At 55.6% G+C, this 15,891-nt stretch carries 19 protein-coding genes; 1 reads left to right on the top strand and 18 read right to left on the bottom strand.

Annotation, left to right across the window (positions count from 1 at the left end; genetic code table 11):
- Nucleotides 1-15 precede the first annotated feature (15 nt).
- From VEI50_12365 to ydiK, 13 genes are all read right to left on the bottom strand, one after another.
- Nucleotides 16-1,347 carry a cation:proton antiporter gene (locus tag VEI50_12365; protein HXX75914.1) on the bottom strand — a complete coding sequence of 444 codons (1,332 nt, stop codon included), beginning with the start codon at nucleotides 1,345-1,347 and terminating at the stop codon, nucleotides 16-18.
- On the bottom strand, nucleotides 1,344-1,601 hold the full coding sequence (locus VEI50_12370) for a MarC family protein (protein HXX75915.1): 258 nt from the start codon (nucleotides 1,599-1,601) through the stop codon (nucleotides 1,344-1,346). The genes VEI50_12365 and VEI50_12370 overlap by 4 nt, the downstream gene beginning before the upstream one ends.
- Nucleotides 1,602-1,714: 113 nt before the next feature.
- The gene (locus tag VEI50_12375) at nucleotides 1,715-2,392 is read right to left on the bottom strand and encodes an ion channel (protein ID HXX75916.1); all 678 of its coding nucleotides are present in this window, start codon (nucleotides 2,390-2,392) and stop codon (nucleotides 1,715-1,717) included.
- Between the two features lie 204 nt (nucleotides 2,393-2,596).
- Complete coding sequence (locus VEI50_12380) at nucleotides 2,597-2,905, bottom strand: asparaginase domain-containing protein (GenBank protein HXX75917.1); 309 nt, start codon at nucleotides 2,903-2,905, stop codon at nucleotides 2,597-2,599.
- 55 nt (nucleotides 2,906-2,960) lie between these two features.
- A complete protein-coding gene (locus VEI50_12385) occupies nucleotides 2,961-3,476 on the bottom strand; it encodes a hypothetical protein (GenBank protein ID HXX75918.1) in 516 nt (171 codons plus the stop codon).
- A gap of 82 nt (nucleotides 3,477-3,558) precedes the next feature.
- Nucleotides 3,559-4,038 (bottom strand): hypothetical protein, encoded by a 480-nt coding sequence (locus tag VEI50_12390; GenBank protein ID HXX75919.1) that lies wholly within the window; start codon nucleotides 4,036-4,038, stop codon nucleotides 3,559-3,561.
- Nucleotides 4,039-4,111: 73 nt separating this feature from the next.
- Nucleotides 4,112-4,672 (bottom strand): lipid-binding SYLF domain-containing protein, encoded by a 561-nt coding sequence (locus VEI50_12395; protein ID HXX75920.1) that lies wholly within the window; start codon nucleotides 4,670-4,672, stop codon nucleotides 4,112-4,114.
- A gap of 79 nt (nucleotides 4,673-4,751) precedes the next feature.
- On the bottom strand, nucleotides 4,752-5,150 hold the full coding sequence (locus tag VEI50_12400; GenBank protein ID HXX75921.1) for a hypothetical protein: 399 nt from the start codon (nucleotides 5,148-5,150) through the stop codon (nucleotides 4,752-4,754).
- A gap of 30 nt (nucleotides 5,151-5,180) precedes the next feature.
- Nucleotides 5,181-6,668 (bottom strand): M48 family metalloprotease, encoded by a 1,488-nt coding sequence (locus tag VEI50_12405; GenBank protein ID HXX75922.1) that lies wholly within the window; start codon nucleotides 6,666-6,668, stop codon nucleotides 5,181-5,183.
- Between the two features lie 71 nt (nucleotides 6,669-6,739).
- Nucleotides 6,740-7,825 carry a hypothetical protein gene (locus tag VEI50_12410; protein HXX75923.1) on the bottom strand — a complete coding sequence of 362 codons (1,086 nt, stop codon included), beginning with the start codon at nucleotides 7,823-7,825 and terminating at the stop codon, nucleotides 6,740-6,742.
- 79 nt (nucleotides 7,826-7,904) lie between these two features.
- On the bottom strand, nucleotides 7,905-8,615 hold the full coding sequence (locus VEI50_12415; protein HXX75924.1) for a potassium channel family protein: 711 nt from the start codon (nucleotides 8,613-8,615) through the stop codon (nucleotides 7,905-7,907).
- Between the two features lie 16 nt (nucleotides 8,616-8,631).
- Nucleotides 8,632-8,895, bottom strand: a complete 264-nt coding sequence (locus tag VEI50_12420) for a hypothetical protein (protein ID HXX75925.1) — start codon at nucleotides 8,893-8,895, stop codon at nucleotides 8,632-8,634.
- A gap of 171 nt (nucleotides 8,896-9,066) precedes the next feature.
- The gene (gene ydiK / locus VEI50_12425) at nucleotides 9,067-10,155 is read right to left on the bottom strand and encodes an AI-2E family transporter YdiK (GenBank protein ID HXX75926.1); all 1,089 of its coding nucleotides are present in this window, start codon (nucleotides 10,153-10,155) and stop codon (nucleotides 9,067-9,069) included.
- Between the two features lie 47 nt (nucleotides 10,156-10,202).
- Here ydiK and VEI50_12430 point away from each other — a divergent pair, with 47 nt between their 5' ends.
- On the top strand, nucleotides 10,203-10,388 hold the full coding sequence (locus VEI50_12430) for a hypothetical protein (protein ID HXX75927.1): 186 nt from the start codon (nucleotides 10,203-10,205) through the stop codon (nucleotides 10,386-10,388).
- A 294-nt stretch (nucleotides 10,389-10,682) separates the two neighbouring features.
- Here the strand turns inward: VEI50_12430 and tyrS are convergent, their stop codons facing one another.
- From tyrS to VEI50_12455, 5 genes are all read right to left on the bottom strand, one after another.
- Nucleotides 10,683-11,981 carry a tyrosine--tRNA ligase gene (gene tyrS / locus VEI50_12435; protein HXX75928.1) on the bottom strand — a complete coding sequence of 433 codons (1,299 nt, stop codon included), beginning with the start codon at nucleotides 11,979-11,981 and terminating at the stop codon, nucleotides 10,683-10,685.
- Entirely contained in the window at nucleotides 11,978-12,457 is a 480-nt protein-coding gene (locus VEI50_12440) for a helix-hairpin-helix domain-containing protein (GenBank protein ID HXX75929.1), read from the bottom strand. The genes tyrS and VEI50_12440 overlap by 4 nt, the downstream gene beginning before the upstream one ends.
- Nucleotides 12,458-12,527: 70 nt before the next feature.
- On the bottom strand, nucleotides 12,528-13,955 hold the full coding sequence (gene lpdA, locus VEI50_12445) for a dihydrolipoyl dehydrogenase (protein HXX75930.1): 1,428 nt from the start codon (nucleotides 13,953-13,955) through the stop codon (nucleotides 12,528-12,530).
- Nucleotides 13,956-14,023: 68 nt separating this feature from the next.
- Nucleotides 14,024-14,410 (bottom strand): glycine cleavage system protein GcvH, encoded by a 387-nt coding sequence (gene gcvH / locus VEI50_12450; GenBank protein ID HXX75931.1) that lies wholly within the window; start codon nucleotides 14,408-14,410, stop codon nucleotides 14,024-14,026.
- Between the two features lie 87 nt (nucleotides 14,411-14,497).
- On the bottom strand, nucleotides 14,498-15,859 hold the full coding sequence (locus tag VEI50_12455) for a tetratricopeptide repeat protein (GenBank protein HXX75932.1): 1,362 nt from the start codon (nucleotides 15,857-15,859) through the stop codon (nucleotides 14,498-14,500).
- Nucleotides 15,860-15,891: the final 32 nt, after the last annotated feature.

Here is a 15,891-nt window from a genome sequence, read left to right on the forward strand (position 1 = left end):
CTTATGCGCTGAGACCTATTTCACGTACCGTCCGAATCGATCCGTCAAAATCGGTCCGACTGTTGCCGTCAAGACCATCAACACGATGACGGCATTGACAACCTCTTCTCCGATCAATCGTTCGCCGGCTAGATTAATCGAATTATACGCCGTCACCGTTGCGGCTAATGTGGCAGCGAGTTGCGGCAACGATAAAGCCCACATCGAAAACCCCTCAGCTCGACTATATCGATAGAACCAGGCAGTAAAAGCTGCCGCACCGAATTTGCCGACACACAAGACGCCGATCATGCCGAGCACGAAGGGGAGTCTCTCAACTAGGCTGCGCCCGAATGCGGGAAGATCCATGGTCGCCCCAATGAACAAAAGAAATCCGGGAATGAAGAAACCCTTCCCCAAGAACTCTACCTTTTCCCGCGCTGCCCCGTGCTTGAGTACCTGATTGACTGCGATGCCGCAAAGAAAGGCTCCCACAATGTCCTCCAACCCGATCAATTTCGCTCCGACGGCGCAGATGACGATAACCGCGAGGACAAATTGGAACTGGGCGACTTCATCATCGTGTCGCCACCGGAGATAGACGCGACCGAACCAGGGAATGGCGCCCATTACGAATACGCTATAAACCGTCAGCGCTCCAACCAATTCGGCCAGGGTGTACCAATCCAGGATTCCGCTCACGTGAACCGAGAGACAGACCGCTAGGACTAACAACGATGCGATATCGGTGAAGATGGTCGCCCCGATCGTCGTCAGCGCGAACGGTCGTCGCACCAATCCCAGCTTCTCGATGATCGGATAGCCCAGCAACGTGTGAGACGCGAGGAGAGAGCCGATGAGCACAGAGGCATTGGTGCTAAAGCCGAACATCTGACCGAGTACGTACCCTCCAATCATGGGCCCGGCAAAGGTGGTGACCCCGAACAGGCTGGATGGCTTGGCATACCGGCGGAAGTCGCTCAGACTGATTTCAAGCCCTGCCATAAACATCAGGAACACCCGACCCATCTCGCTCCAGAAATGGCCAACCGGTCCGACCTCTTTAGCCAGAGCTAAACCGGAAGGCCCAAGCAGCGCACCAGCAAGAATCAATCCGAGCATGCCAGGCAATCCAAACCGCTCAAACTGCCGGGGTAAGATGACTATGGCAATGAGAACGAGGGCGAACCGGTCGAAAGGTCGTCCCTGACGAAAGTATTCAAGGACTAATCCTCGCTGCCATTCGACGATGAACCCAATCACGGAAATGACGACCGACAGAACGATCAACCACTGCCATAGCGTCAGACCGGCGCACACATTCGCCAACCTACCGATCAATGTTGTATCTCCGCTTTTTCTCGTCATGGTCTGATCACGCTGGTGTTGAACTCCGCAGCGCCGTGCCAGAGCACCTCGATGCCGATGCAGAAGAGCAGAAATGCGGAGAGACGCACAATGATGGTCGTGCCGGTCGCCCCCACGACTTGTGAAACCCGGTCCGCGTTGCGGTAGAGTTCGTAAATTATCGGACTCAGCAGAGCGGCCACGATGGTAGCGACTAAAAGAACCATTGCCAACGTCGCAACCTTGCCCGGACGGTTGGTACCCAGCATATTCATGCAGAGGCGTAGTCCGCGAGAAGAACTAGCTATCAGCACGACACACAGCTCGACACAGACACGTACCTTCAGTCAACATGTAGTCTGCTCACAAACGGATGATGTCGAATCCGTTAGGGCTTCTTCTCCACAACCGGGTACACACCGGTCAGGCGCGCGATCAGAATAGCCACATACATCACGCCCGTCACCATCTCCAGGATTGTTAGAAAGCGCGATTGGATCAGCATGGGAGTGAAGTCACCGAATCCGGCGGTTGTGAGGGCCGTAAAGCTGAAATAGATCAGCTCCGCCATGTCGAGGGCCTTTGGCGTTCCTCCCAGTGCATAGGCACCGGGGTAGAAATATTGCAGGACACCATGCAATTGGGCCCATAATATGGCAACCATCAAGTACGCGACCACGGCACCGTACAGTTTGTCTGCGGTCATGAAGTCTCTACGTAAGACGTAATGTAAAAGCTCAGCGAGGACGAACGCGTAGAAAAGGGCGCTAAAACCCCATGACAAGATGAGGTGTCCCGGTAGGTTCGACTCCAGAGCCAGGAGCCGAAAAGCAAGCGCCGGTGCAACCAAAAGCAATGCAATGACCAATGAAATGCGCGAGCGCCCGACTGCCGCAATCGCGGTCAGCTGGACCGTAACGTTAACAAATGTGAGTATCAGACGGCCGTGGACGGTTTGGCCCAGAAACGGTAGGGCCATGAGGAGTGCGAGCAGGGCCAGGAACAAGAAGAAGCACCGCTGATCGAGAATCCGCTCCAAGACCGGATGACGCGTTACGATCGGCATGATGAGTCATCCTTCCCGGCATTCCTGCCAATGCCTTTGCTCGGTTTCGAGTTTTACAAATCAAAATGAAGTCGCGTCCCATGTTGGCATGGGCATAAAAGATTTCCACTCGCGGAAGTTGACTCATTCCGCCGACAGAGAACTGGCTGTCGATAGTGTGCTTCCTTGAGAGCGGGTTGCACCACCACACGCGACCGGCGTTGGTCATTCCGGCCCTGGCTCGTTCAAGGAGTTGAACGTATCGAGCTTCGCGCCGTTCGTCTTCGCCGTCTCGCGCGCATAATGGACGTCATCGTTGAGCAAGAGCAGCCCGCCCCATCCCTTCGCGCCTGGATAGGCCGCGACAGCCATGCCGTGGTACAGATTTGCCGAAGCATCGACGCCGATGACTGTGGCAGGCCGCATGGACCCCATCATCATTACTGGCTTGTTGCTCTTCAGATTATAGCTATGTCCGTCGTTGTGCCTAAACCATAGTGGTTGCACACCTTCATGCTCCGCTGACTGTCTCACCAGAGCAGTCGCAGAGTCTCCTTCCCTTCGCCACGGAATGCCGCGCCACTGTCGGTCAATCGACTAACGGAATGTCTTGCGCCAATTCCATCTTGATGACAGCTCGGATCTTGTTTTCCAATTGGATGTAACGGGCCGTCTTGGTCGCCGGCAACACCTTGCCGATCTTGTCCGCATAGGTGCGCTTGAGTTTGACCTCCGCCTCCTCCACGGCCAAGGCTTCATTCAAGAGTTTCTTCGCTGCGTCGTTTGAAATCGTCCCTTTCCCCTGGTTATACGCGTCGGCGTAGGCCTTGATCGTTTTTCCGAGCCGCTGATTGATCAGCGCTAATTCTTTTTGATAGGCATCGTAGAGCGGCCAAAACTTCTTCCCTTCTGCATCGTTCAAATCCATATTGGTCGCGATCAGCAGTTTTTTGTCGGCCTTGATCTTCTGGATGAAGATATCCATGTCCGTCTGGCTGCCACCACCGGACGGATCGGCACTTGGAGCCACATCTTGCCCCATCCCGATGACCGGCAGCGCGCACAACATGGTTCCCAGAACCAAGACCCTTGTGAACAACAGCATTGAGAACCTCCCTCACATTCGTTTTGATTGCACACACGAAGACAGAGCCCGGATGTCGCGCCCTTCGCGTTGCTCGGCTCTGTTAGCTGACTAAGGGAATCTGTGCGGCCATCTCGAACTTCACGATCGCCCGAATTTTGTTTTCAATCTGCAGATACCGGACGACCTTTGTGGCGGGCAGTACCTTGCTTAACTTGACCGAGTAGGATTGCCGTAGCTTGAGCTCCGACTCTTCCACGGCCAGGGCTTCATTCAACAGTTTCTTCGCTGCGTCGTTGGAGATTTCGCCCTTGCCGGCATTATACGCGTCGGCATAGCCCTTGATGGCGGAGAGCACCCGTTGATTGATCTGGTCCAGCTCCTTTTGATAGCCATCATACAGAGGCCAGAAACTTTTAGCTTCCGCATCGGTGAGATTCATATTGGTGGCGACGACGAGTTTTTTGTCCGCCTTTATCTTTTCTTTCAAAATGTCCATGTTCATTTGGCTCGCTTCCTGAGCCTGAGCCTGCCCCATGAACAGGAACGACAGCACGAGAACCGCGATTCGCAGCACCATCATGACACGTCTCCTTCCTTGGTTAATTCACAATTTTTCCCACAGCTGTCTCTGGCCACCTCCGTACTGCCACAAGCTATGGATTAATCTTTGTGATCTTTGAACCCTGCAATCCCAGGCCAGCCATCAGCCCTTCCTGGCTGAAGATAAAGGCATACACGTCGCTGCGGCCCGTCGTCGTTGTGAGACTCTTCCCCGCGCCTTTATCCATCACCACAATGCTGGGACCGACGCCGACCTCCCATCCCTCACTGTTATCCAGATACTCCAGCGACTTGTCGTTCATAAAGAACAGGATGTAGCCGAACGATTGCACGCCGGCCTGCAAACCGTAGGACGCAGCCACCGTACTGTAATACCCGGCCGTCGATCCTCCTCTTTTCAGCGCTCCCTTCCCGTAGTGGGCTCCGATGATAAAGCCGCCCTTTACGATACTCGGGAATATCAGAATCCCTTTGGCCTCCTTCCGGAACGTCTCCGCTTCTGGCGTATCCTCGAGCAATTTCTTGAGTGCTGCATCAGCGTCGCGTTCAATCTGCGCCGCCTCCGGCGACTGCCCTGCCGACACGATCGACCCCGGCAGTGATACACCCAAGACCGAACAAAGGAGCATGGCCATCGGCGCTTTGTATCTCATAGGTATTTCCTCCCGGGGGGACCCTTATACAATACCGGACAAATTTGATCCACTACAATCTTTCTTGCACCTGGTCTGTCTAGTGCCCAAAGATTTGCCTGCCCGTCGAAGAGAGCAGATACCAGATGAGGACGAGCGGAATGATGAGCACAAACAGACCAACAATGATCGACCCGCCACCGAGTACGGCACGTACAACGTAAAGGATGCTCAGCGCCGAGGCCAAGAGTCCGACCCACCAAGCCCAACTCCGCATGCGCCATGCACCTACTGAAAAAACCAGATACAAGAGAGCGAGGACAACCAGTACTGCTCCCTTGGCCTCTGCTATCATCACCATCAATGGCGACGTAATCCCGGAGGAATCCGGAGAAAAGTAGCTCGCGATTCCGAACCATAGCAAGGCCACCAAGGTAACCATGAATCCTTGGACGAAGGTGAGCCATGCGATGATCGTCAGATGCGTCGGTCGTTCCATCACGCCCCCTATCGTGGTGGTGCCTGTGTCTTATTTATATGGTTCTTCCACCGCCACTTTGATGACTTGCCCTTCTGTAAGTTTTACTGTGGACTTGAGTCCGTTCACGACGGCTATTTCCTCTGCCTTCCAGGCGGAACTTGTACGAGTGGCCAAGGCCTCGATCGACTCCCCTGCGCGGGCCTTGACGAGACGAATTCGTTTTTCTTTGATATTCGCTCGCTCGGTAGCAGACAAGGGTCTGAAGCTGTGCGCCACCGAATTAAAAACGGCTTGCAGCGTGTCGAATTTTTTTGTCGGAGCAAGACCGACCACTTGGTAGATCAACCCTCCATGTGCAATCCACGTGATATCGAGCGTGACCTTGCCGTCCGCTTCAAGCTGGGTGTGGGCAGCAGACAGCCCGTTGATGGTGACGGTCTGCGTTTTCGAAACGATGTCGGTTGATTTTGTCGCCTTCTCGACAGCACGAGCGCCGTCCAGCGGGTCGTTTCCTTCGGCAGCAGCGCCTAGCACGACCGCCGCCTCACCATCTGGCGCCGCGGCCAGAATTCTTTGCGGGGAGTTCTCGATCTGCCACTTCTCCGGAAACTGTACCAAGAAGTTGAAATCCGGATGGAGAAAAGTCTGCCCCTTGATGATCCCATTCGCTGCTCGCTGACCGACGACCAATCCATCCAATCTCGCGAGAAACGCTTCACGGGACGCGCTGATCGGAGAACGGCTTGCACGCGTCAGCTCCTTGGCATGTTCTGCGGTCTTGGCCACTCGATGGGGCGTTGCCGGATGAGAATCAAAGAAGCTCGGCTTCCGAGGGCCTTTGCTCTTCAGCTCGACCTCACGCTCAAGCGTATTGAGAAACGTCGATAAGGCGGCAGGGTCCCAACCAGCATTGGCCGACATCTCCTGCCCGACTTTATCTGCTTCACTTTCTTGGCCTCGGCTGTATGGCGAAAACACGAGGCTCTGCGCGAATTCGCCAGCCCCCCCGATAATACTCCCGACCATTGGGCTGACTAATCCTGTGATTCCCGCAACCAAATTCGTGAGCAGTGCGAAGGGACCTTGGCGCGAGATTCTCTGAACCGTGTGCCGGGCTGCCACATGTCCAATCTCGTGCCCCACGACGCCGGCCAGTTCGTCCTCGGAATTCACCAATGAGAGCAGGCCGCGCGTGACGTACACATACCCCCCTGGCAACGCGAAAGCATTGGGCTCGGCCATATCGACCTGGTAGAACTGATAGGCAACATCCTTTCGTGGCGATTGTTCAGCCAATCGCTGCCCCAGTTGCGTGAGGTATGGAGCAAACTGGTTGTCATCGAGCAGCCCCATCTGTTCTGCGACCTTCTTGGCCTCTTCATCGCCAAGCTCTTGTTCTTGTTTGGCGGAGACGAGTGTCACTTCAGGCATGCCGCTAACCGGATTCACGGAACAGCCGGTCCACATGCCGGCCATAAGGCCCAGCAGAGCCATCAAACCCATTGATCGGACTTTTCGCATCACCTTGATCTTCATCCCGGGCTTCCTTCCTTGATAGACTGAGAATCTCTGACTTGTTCAATATCCGACGTCAGCCGGCAACTCCGTTAGTTCGCGCGGATCGTCAGAATCGGTTTCTGAATTTTCTCGCCTGTTTCGCTCAACGTGAAGAGGACCGTCAAAAACGTAAAGACCCGCTTGGACAGGAGGTCCCGATCGTCGACCCAATACCAGTAACCACGATACTTCACTTGCACGAATGGGTCCGTTTGCCGCTCAGCGTTGCTGTGAATCGTGATGATTCGTGGGAGGAGCGCAGTTCCCTCCGCGCGAGTGGCCGGCAGGCCGATGGTGCGGTGCTCTGCGATATGCTCCGGAGGCACGGCCACTTCCATGGAGAGGTCAACGAGCACTTGATACGCGGAACGGGTGTGGAGCGCGATCTCTCTATCACTCTGAGCATCCGCTCCATACGTGACACGGATGTCCGTCGCCTCGGGGTTCAGACGCAACAGCTGCTTCACAGATGCGATATCCTGGACGGTCTCCGGAGTCAGACGGCGAGTATGAAACATCAGCATCGACGCTTCTTGGCCCTCTTTTTCTTGTTGCACTCTGAATCCCACACCGCCTGCGATTTGGATCTTCTTCAACAGCCGAACAACTTCGATGAACTCAGGATCGGCCGGATGCCCATGCATTCCGCCTTTTTCGTTTCGCAGACCGTTAATGGCTTGCACACTGACTTGCAGCATCACATCCACCGGCCATCCCGCCTCGATGAGAAACATGATCGAACCCGGAGGAAAGGGCGTCATCATCGTCCTAATGAAATCGGCTCCCGTGAGTGGGGAATAGGTGATCGTCGGTCGGTCGAGGTAGCGCCCACCAGCGTGAAGGTCCACAAAGTCTCCCAGCGCGCCGGGCGCGGTCTTGTTGCCGATCTGGCCACCGGCTGAGAGCGTGCCCTCCAGTTCATACCCGCTGATGACTTGCCCCACGTCCATAAAGACTGGTACATCCGCATAACGTAACTTGACGATGTTCAACAGAATCTGCTGCTTCAAGGATTCACTGATCGCCGACACATAGTCGAACCGATCGCGCCCGAGGGTGCTCGGACCGAGACTTCCGCAGCTGGCTATAAGCGGCAATGCCAGAACCATCGACACGAGCCAGGACCATCCGCACATCGGCTTTGTCAGTCTTCCCATAAACCAGCTGGGTCGTTTCATTTCCAATCCAGTCTTTTCGGTGGTCTGGTAAATTGGATTACCGTGCCTCGCGCATGTAGAGGCTCACCAACCGGGCGATCATGACGGCCAGATAGAACTGCCCTGCGATGGCCTCCACAATCGCCAAGCCGCGAACCACATCGTTGCCTGGCACGATGTCCCCATACCCGACGGTCGCAAGCGTAATAAAGCTGAAGTAAATGCCTTGTGTCAGTCCAAACGACTGAGGGGACAGTCCCGCGCCAGCGACCATGATCGAGCCGGGCCTGAGATCTTCGAGCCCCCAATACAGCACACCCAGGAACAGTCCAGCCAAGAGATATGCACTGAGGGCGGCATAGAGATGTTCGACTGTGACGGCTGACGCCCGCAAGACGAGACGGAGAGCGCCGAAAGCTGCGTAGAGCGCGATACCCGTCCAAAGCATGAGGCTCGCGGTTGACAGCGTCACGTGGCCGACCCGCAGGGATTCAGCCCTGAGAATGATCGCGACCACGAGAATAACCGGTAGAACCCAGCGGTTCTTTTTGGTTTCGAGCGGAAGAATGGCGGCCAGCAGATTCACACCGACCAACGCCTGGAGGAGCAGTAATTCGCTGGAGAGGCCGAAGGTCTTCACGACCGGCGTTGCAATAAGCGTCAGGAGAAGTGAATAGAACAGAAAGCCATAGCGGTGGCGAAGATAGGCTCGCCACCACGCTGAGAGCTCATTCAGTCCCACCCAACCGACCGAACTCCGCTGTGCCATTCCCGCTGCTGACCGGTTATTTCGCCTTCTTCTCCTCCGGCTTCACTGCAGCTTTGAACTCTTCCTCGGAAATTTCTTTAACCTCCGAGGACTGCAGCGTTACCGTGCTGCCGCTCTTCTCGTCTTTGAATGTGATGGCGCCCGCCTTGGTCTGGTCGATGTCCGTCGTGTAGTACAGCTTCGATCCCGCCGGATCATTTACCTTATAATAGGTGGTACAGCCGGCCAGGACCGCGATCAGTCCGCAGGCGACCCACGGGTTCACACGTGTTGCTTCCATCTTTTCCTCCTTCTTCAGTCCGACGATCTCTCATTTTCGATAGTGGACATCGTCCAACAGGCTCGATGTAAAGCTAACCGTTTGTCCGGTTTTGCAAGGTTTTATATCACAACTTGAGAGAAAATTGACTGGCCGATCGTCATGACGATTTCGTTCCGCTGCTCATCTCATCTATGAACCTGAGCCCGATGCCTTTTCTGTCCGGGCGGTGGTCGCACCTTCGTCGATCCAGGCGGTGAAGAGTGTATAAGCCACTGCGAGCACGACCGGACCAACAAAAAGCCCAACCATCCCGAAAGAGATCAAGCCTCCGATCACACCGGCAAAGATCAACAACAACGGAAGGTCCGCCCCCTTCTTAATCAAAATGGGGCGCAAAACATTATCGACTGGGGCAATGACGATCGACCAGACGAGGAGCACCGTCCCTGACGTGGAGTTGCCGGTCGCATAGAGCCAGATCACAGCACACAACATAATAGGGATCACACCGACCTGTACAACCGCTGAGATGAACATCACCAGGGTTAACAGGATGGCGAACGGTACCCCCGCAATGACCAGTCCGATTCCAGCGAGTGCGGCATGCACCAGCGCCGTTAGGACCACTCCGAGCGCCACTCCTCGAATCGCCTGGCCGGCCAGGTGCATGGCCTGTTCACCCCGGTCCCCTGCCAGTCGACGGCCGAAACTCATGGCCATTTCCGCTGCGGATTCCCCACCTGCATAGAACACAGCCGCGACAATCACCGTCAACAAGATCTGTGCGAGGAGCAAACCGAGACTGCCGATTTGTCCTGCGATCCAACGAATGATTCCGCCTAAATACGGTGACACCCGAGCCGCCATCTCTTCACGACTCAGCGCAGCAAATTGTTGCCAGCTCGCGGTCATGCGCGGACCCACGACGGGAATTTTCCCCAGCCAATAAGGCGGCGAAGGCAGCTTAAAGCTGGAAAGCGATGTCGTCCAGTTGGCAATCTCAGCGAAGTTTTCGACGAGAGCCGTGATGCCGATCGCGAAAGGCACGAGGAACACCGCCAGCAAGAGGAGCGTCATGAACGTGACGGCGAGCCACCGCTTTCGCCATAACCGACGTTCAACCATCAGCAGGATGGGCCAGGTGGAGACCACAATCATCGTCGCCCAGATCACCGCGCCGAGGAAGGGCAACAGGATCCAGACTGACGCCGCGATCAAGGCGAACAGGAACACTACCGCCAATGTGTCACGAGTGAGATCAGACGGACGATCTTTCATGGGTTCCCCTCTTTCCGATCGATGACGGCCAGATGCGGGATGTGCGCATGGCAGATTTCATAGCGCCGGCGCTCAAAACCACAAGGGCCGCATCCGCCGCTCGGTGGATGCAGCCCTCGGTTTCTCGGACGGCCCTGTTTGGGACGTCGACAAATTACTTGCCCGGACGGGAGCTCGTACGATTATTGCTCCGGCATCACGCAACTTACAGGCCCACCATCGAAGTGTCTTGATCAAATCGGCACAGGCCACTCCCGCATCTTCCCACCGAGTCAACGGCTTTCGGCATCAGTCGGTTGGTCATCATGCGTGACCTTCAAGAACGCATTCTGGGTCCGAATTCATCGCTCCTGGGAGGATGATCCTAGGCAACTTATGCAAACAAAGCAATACGATTGTTGGCTAGCCGGTCCGTTTCCCCTTCTTGAAAGGCCCGCACCCGTTCCGTATGGCGAGGGACTCGCAGATGAAGATTGGGGTCATCCACTCACTATGAACGAGGAATTTCGCTTGAATGGAACGAATGCTCAGGGGTGAAACTGTACGATGGCAAATTTTCGACGGCCGATTTTTAGTCGATAGGAACGGCCCGGTTGTAGCGACAATACCGTATTGGGATCGGTGTATTTTTGGTCATCTACCTCAAGCCCGCCCTGAATAATCAATCTCCGTGCCTCACTCTTACTTGGGAGAATATCTGTCTCGTTGACCAGGTCCACGACGCGGATATTGAGCACGGATTCTTCTGCCGAACTGAGTGCGATTTCATCGCTCACCTTCTTGGTGACTAATTCACCGCTAACCGCCAACTCACCAGGAGGGGGAGTAACCGTTAGGTTTCTCGTGAGGACAAGGCGCTTGTCTGGAACAGCCGGAAACTCCCGCTCCTGAAATTTCTGCTGAAAGGCCGTCCGCGCCTGTTTTCCAGCCTCTGCCGCGTGGTAGCGAGCTACGATGAGCTCCCCGAGTAATTGCTTCGCTTCCATTGGATGAAGCCTCTTGATGCGACCGAGATCTTCGGTGGTAAGCAGTTCGTAGTAGCGCATCATCAACGAATCGCTGATGGACATCAGTTTGCCGAACATCTCGCCGGGCGGATCCTCGAGCGCGATATAGTTCCCCACGCTCTTGCTCATTTTCTTGATCCCGTCCGTTCCTTCAAGCAAGGGCAGTGTGATCACTACCTGTGCTTCCTGGCCATAATCACGTTGAAGATCGCGACCCACCAATAGATTGAATTTCTGATCGGTCCCGCCCAACTCCACGTCCGCTTTGAGCGCCACCGAATCATACCCTTGAACGAGCGGGTACATGAACTCGTGGATGCTGATGGGCTTCCGATCAGCGTAACGCTTGTGAAAGTCTTCGCGCTCCAGCATGCGGGCCACACTGTAGTGCGCGCTCAGGTAAATCAATCCTTCTGCCGTCATCGTACTCATCCACCGGCTGTTGAATTCGACGGATGTTTTCGAGGGATCGAGGATCTTGAAGATTTGCCGTTCGTAGGTCTTGGCGTTCTCCAACACCTTGTCTTTTGACAAGGCGACGCGAGTTTCCGACTGTCCCGATGGATCGCCGATCATCCCTGTGAAATCCCCGATCAGGAAAATCACATGATGCCCCAGCTCCTGGAAGTGTTTGAGCTTGTGGATCAGCACCGTATGGCCCAGATGCAAGTCCGGGGCGGTCGGATCGAAGCCGGCTTTGATCCGCAGCGGGCGTTTCTCTTTGATGGAGCGGCTGAGTTTGGATTCGAGTTCAGCCTGCTGGATGACCTCCACAGCCCCGCGAAGAATCAAGTCGAGTTGACGGGATAGTTCGCTCATGTCACTTTCTTGGCCTTCTGCGGCTGTGACGTCGTCGGAGTAACCATGACCAACGCACGAATCTGCTCGAATTTCTTCTTACCGATCTCCTTCACCTCCCGCAGATCATCGATCGTTCGAAACGTCTTGCCGGCTTTGCGGTAGTCGACGATCCGCTCGGCCAGCACTGGACCGATCCCGGGAAGCTGCTCAAGCTCCTGCGCGTTAGCCCGATTCAGGTCCAGCTTTGCCCGTTCTTGTCTCCCTCCGGCTACTGAACCAGTCTGATGGGGGGAGATACCAAGAGGTGGTACGGACGACGCGGAAGCTGGCAGCCTTACGATCTCCGACGCCAGACTCGATTTCGGATCAGGGTCCGGTTGAACTCCGCTGTGCGCAGGCCGAGTCACTGTGTTTGGGACTGACCAGCCAATCCAGAACACCACTCCCATGGTGGCCACCAACATGCCTAGTTTGATCACCAACGAGTGCCACATTGGAATCAGCTTTTAGCAATCAGGGGTCAGCTGTCAGCTTTTCTTCATCGCTGATGGCTGACAGCGCGCTTCACAGCTTCTTTCTTGCCTGATGAATCGCCCGACCATCGACATCCTCGGCTGCTTCCATCAGACCTTCGGAGAGCGTGGGATGAGCATGGATCATTTCCGCCAGTTGCGAGACCCGAGTTCCAACCTGCATTGCGAGCGCCGCTTCATGGATCAGGTCGGCGGCATGGGCCCCCAAAATATGGACGCCCAAGATGGTTCCCGTCTTCGCTTCTGAGATCACTTTGAATAGGCCCGTCACATCCCCGGTCGCTTGCGCTTTTCCCAATCCCCCATAGCGGAATCGTCCGATCCTGAGCGTCTGCTCAGGCTGTTGCCCAGCCGCTTGGACTTGCTCACGAGCCTGTTGTTCCGTCAGCCCGACGCGCCCGATTTCTGGCAAGGTAAAGATTCCTGCCGGGATGACATCATATCGGACCGTGGTCGGATGTCCCATGATGTTCTCGACCGCGACCTTCCCCTGAGCCGAAGCGACGTGCGCGAGCATCGCCTTGCCCACGACATCACCGATCGCATAGATGCCGGGCACAGTGGTTTCCAACCGGTCGTTGACGAGGATTTCCCCTCTCCGACCGGTCTGGACACCGACTTGCTCGAGTCCGATGCCGTGGCTGTTCAACCCTCGGCCCACGGAGACGAGAAGTTTATCGACCGTCACCGTTGTGCCGTCTTTGAGATGCACCGTCACGGCGATGTCGGATCGCTCGAATTGGTCAATCGTCGTCCCCGTGTACAGCGTCACTCCCCGCTTCTTGAGCTCCCGCTCCATCGTCAACGCAATTTCCTCATCCTCGGTCGGCAACACACGCGACATGAGTTCCACCATCGTCACTTGAGTCCCCAACCCGCTATAGAGCGCGGCAAACTCGCAGCCTTCGACGCCCGCACCGACAATCAAGAGTCGAGAAGGAATGGCCTCGAGGTCCAACAGATCCTTGCTCGTCAAGATCTGTCGCCCATCGATCGGAAACTGCGGGAGATTGGGCCAGGACGAACCGGTTGCGATGATGATGGCGTCAGCAGAAAGTTGGCACTCCGTCCCATCCTTTTTTCTGACATCAATCGTCCGGTGATCACGGAATGATCCGGTACCTTCCAGCTGATCGATGTTCCACACCTTGAAGAGCGTGGCAATCCCTTTGACCAACCCAGCTACGACTTTGTTCTTGCGTGCGACCATCCGGGCCAGGTCGTACCGAGCCTGCCCAGGCAGGATGACTCCCAACTCGTCCGCCTTTTTCATTTTGTCGCCGAGTTCAACCACAGACAGTAGCGCTTTACTGGGAATACAACCCCAGTTCAAACAAACGCCACCGAGAGCCTGGTTTTCAATGACGGTGACGCGCGCGCCTAATTGCGCCGCTCGAATCGCTGCGACGTAGCCGCCAGGCCCGGCACCAAGAATGGCGATGTGCTTTGGAAGAGTCATAACCTCATCGGACTATTGCCGATTGGTTCAGACAATGCGCGATGCCATCGAACCTATTTTACAACGGTTCAATGTTTTTGGTTTTTGAGGAAGGTCTCGTACTGTGTTGCCGTCATCAACTTCTCTACTTCCCCTGGGTTTGAAAGCTCAACGACCGCCATCCAGCCTTTCCCATAGGGATCAGAGTTGACGACTTCCGGATGGTCTTTTAAATCGGTATTGACCTTCACAATGGTGCCGCTGATCGGCGTATAAATCGTCGAGGTGGTTTTCGTCGATTCCACTTCACCGATCTGCTGCCCGGCCGTCACCGAGGCTCCGACTTTGGGGAGATCAATAAAGACGATGTCGCCAAGGGCATCCTGCGCAAAATGACTAATCCCCAATGTGGCCTGCGTGCCGTTGACCCGAATCCATTCATGCTCCTGATGATACCGAAGATTTGCTGGAATCATACTCTCCTCTAAGTGGCCGGCCAAATAACTGTGGGCCTCACGCGACGAAATGGGCGTGCGGATCGTAGTGGCACAGTGCCCGTTTTGTCAAGGAACGACTGCCCCGTTCATCAGGACGAGCGGGGTGTGAGGTTGTTCTGACATTGCAGTCAGCGTCGTGGTAACTGCCTCTGGTATCATATCCGGATCCGATCGAGTGAGTGCCAGACCGAGCCAGAGGGGTCGCTCTCCCGTCGTCGCCTGAGCCAGCCGTTTCACGAGTTCCGTCCGACCGATCCCGCCTCCGGTCGAAGCTTCCGACTCTAGAAGTACTAAAGCATCGAATCCTCTCAGTCTGGTTTCGAGCAGGTCCTCCCCGTAATCGATCAGCGATGCTTTCGGATCCAGAACTGCGCTTGCATGAACAGTCATCACCATACTACGAGTCGACCGCTCTCGGCGTACCTGATCCCGTAATTGCCCGACAAATCGGAGATAGCTGCGCGTTTTCCACCCTGCCCATCTCCAAAATGATGGACTGGGGGGTTCTCCCTTGGTCGATGAGCCAAATTGCCGTTCAAACACAGCCCAGGACGTTGGGCTGATTTCCTCCGCGAATCCTTTTTTCATTCTGGCCTGCAAGACCAGTCCGTCGATGCCGGTTCGACATAGATCGTCGACGATACGGCTGACTGTTTGCTGGTATTCCGGATTGAGAACGTCCACCAAACTACTCGATTGTGACAGTAGTGCGCTCGGGCCTCGAACTGCATTGACCCACTCTGGGTTGGGAGACATCCAGGCCGCTTGATGGAGGTCCAGCCGAGCGAAGACAGCGACTCCTTCTGCGTGGGCGAGCGGAATCACGCGGCCCAGCAAATCGTCGATAAGCGGGACCACGGATGTTTTGAAATACACTCCTGTGGCGGGAGACCGATCCAGATCAGCCATGGATGTCCCGGCATCGATCAATAAGGTCGTGACGCCCGCCTTGCGCACCTTCGCGATCCAAGAAGAGAGATCTGCGATCCGGCTCCAATCAACATAGCTCACCGACAAGACGACCGAGCGCATCTCCGACAAAACAGCGGTCCCGCCATTCTGCATGAGGGCATCGAGCCGTCGGACGGCATGAGCTTGGTAGCCGGAGGCGGAATCGTTCGGCGGACTAGAAGCCCCTGCCAACGTTCGATATTCAGCGATTGCGCCTGGGACATTGCCCTGCGCTTCGTAGGATCGAGCCAGCCACCAACGGGCTTCACTGAGTCGTGGAGATTGTGGATTGGCCTCGATGAACCGCTTGAACAGTATCGACGCCTTGGAATATCGGCCTTGAACATAGGCGCGGTAGGCTTCCTCGAGAGACCTCGTCTGGGTATCGAGCTGCAGATTAATTCCGGATTCGACCGGCGGAATAGAAGGTGCAACGGGATAGGCAGTATGGTGGCATGCGGTGAGGGGCAGCATCATAAGTCCTCCGAACCGGAGTATCGCCCCTCGAA

The sequence above is a fragment of the Nitrospiraceae bacterium genome (assembly GCA_035623075.1).
In the GTDB taxonomy this organism is placed as follows: Bacteria; Nitrospirota; Nitrospiria; order Nitrospirales; family Nitrospiraceae; genus DASPUC01.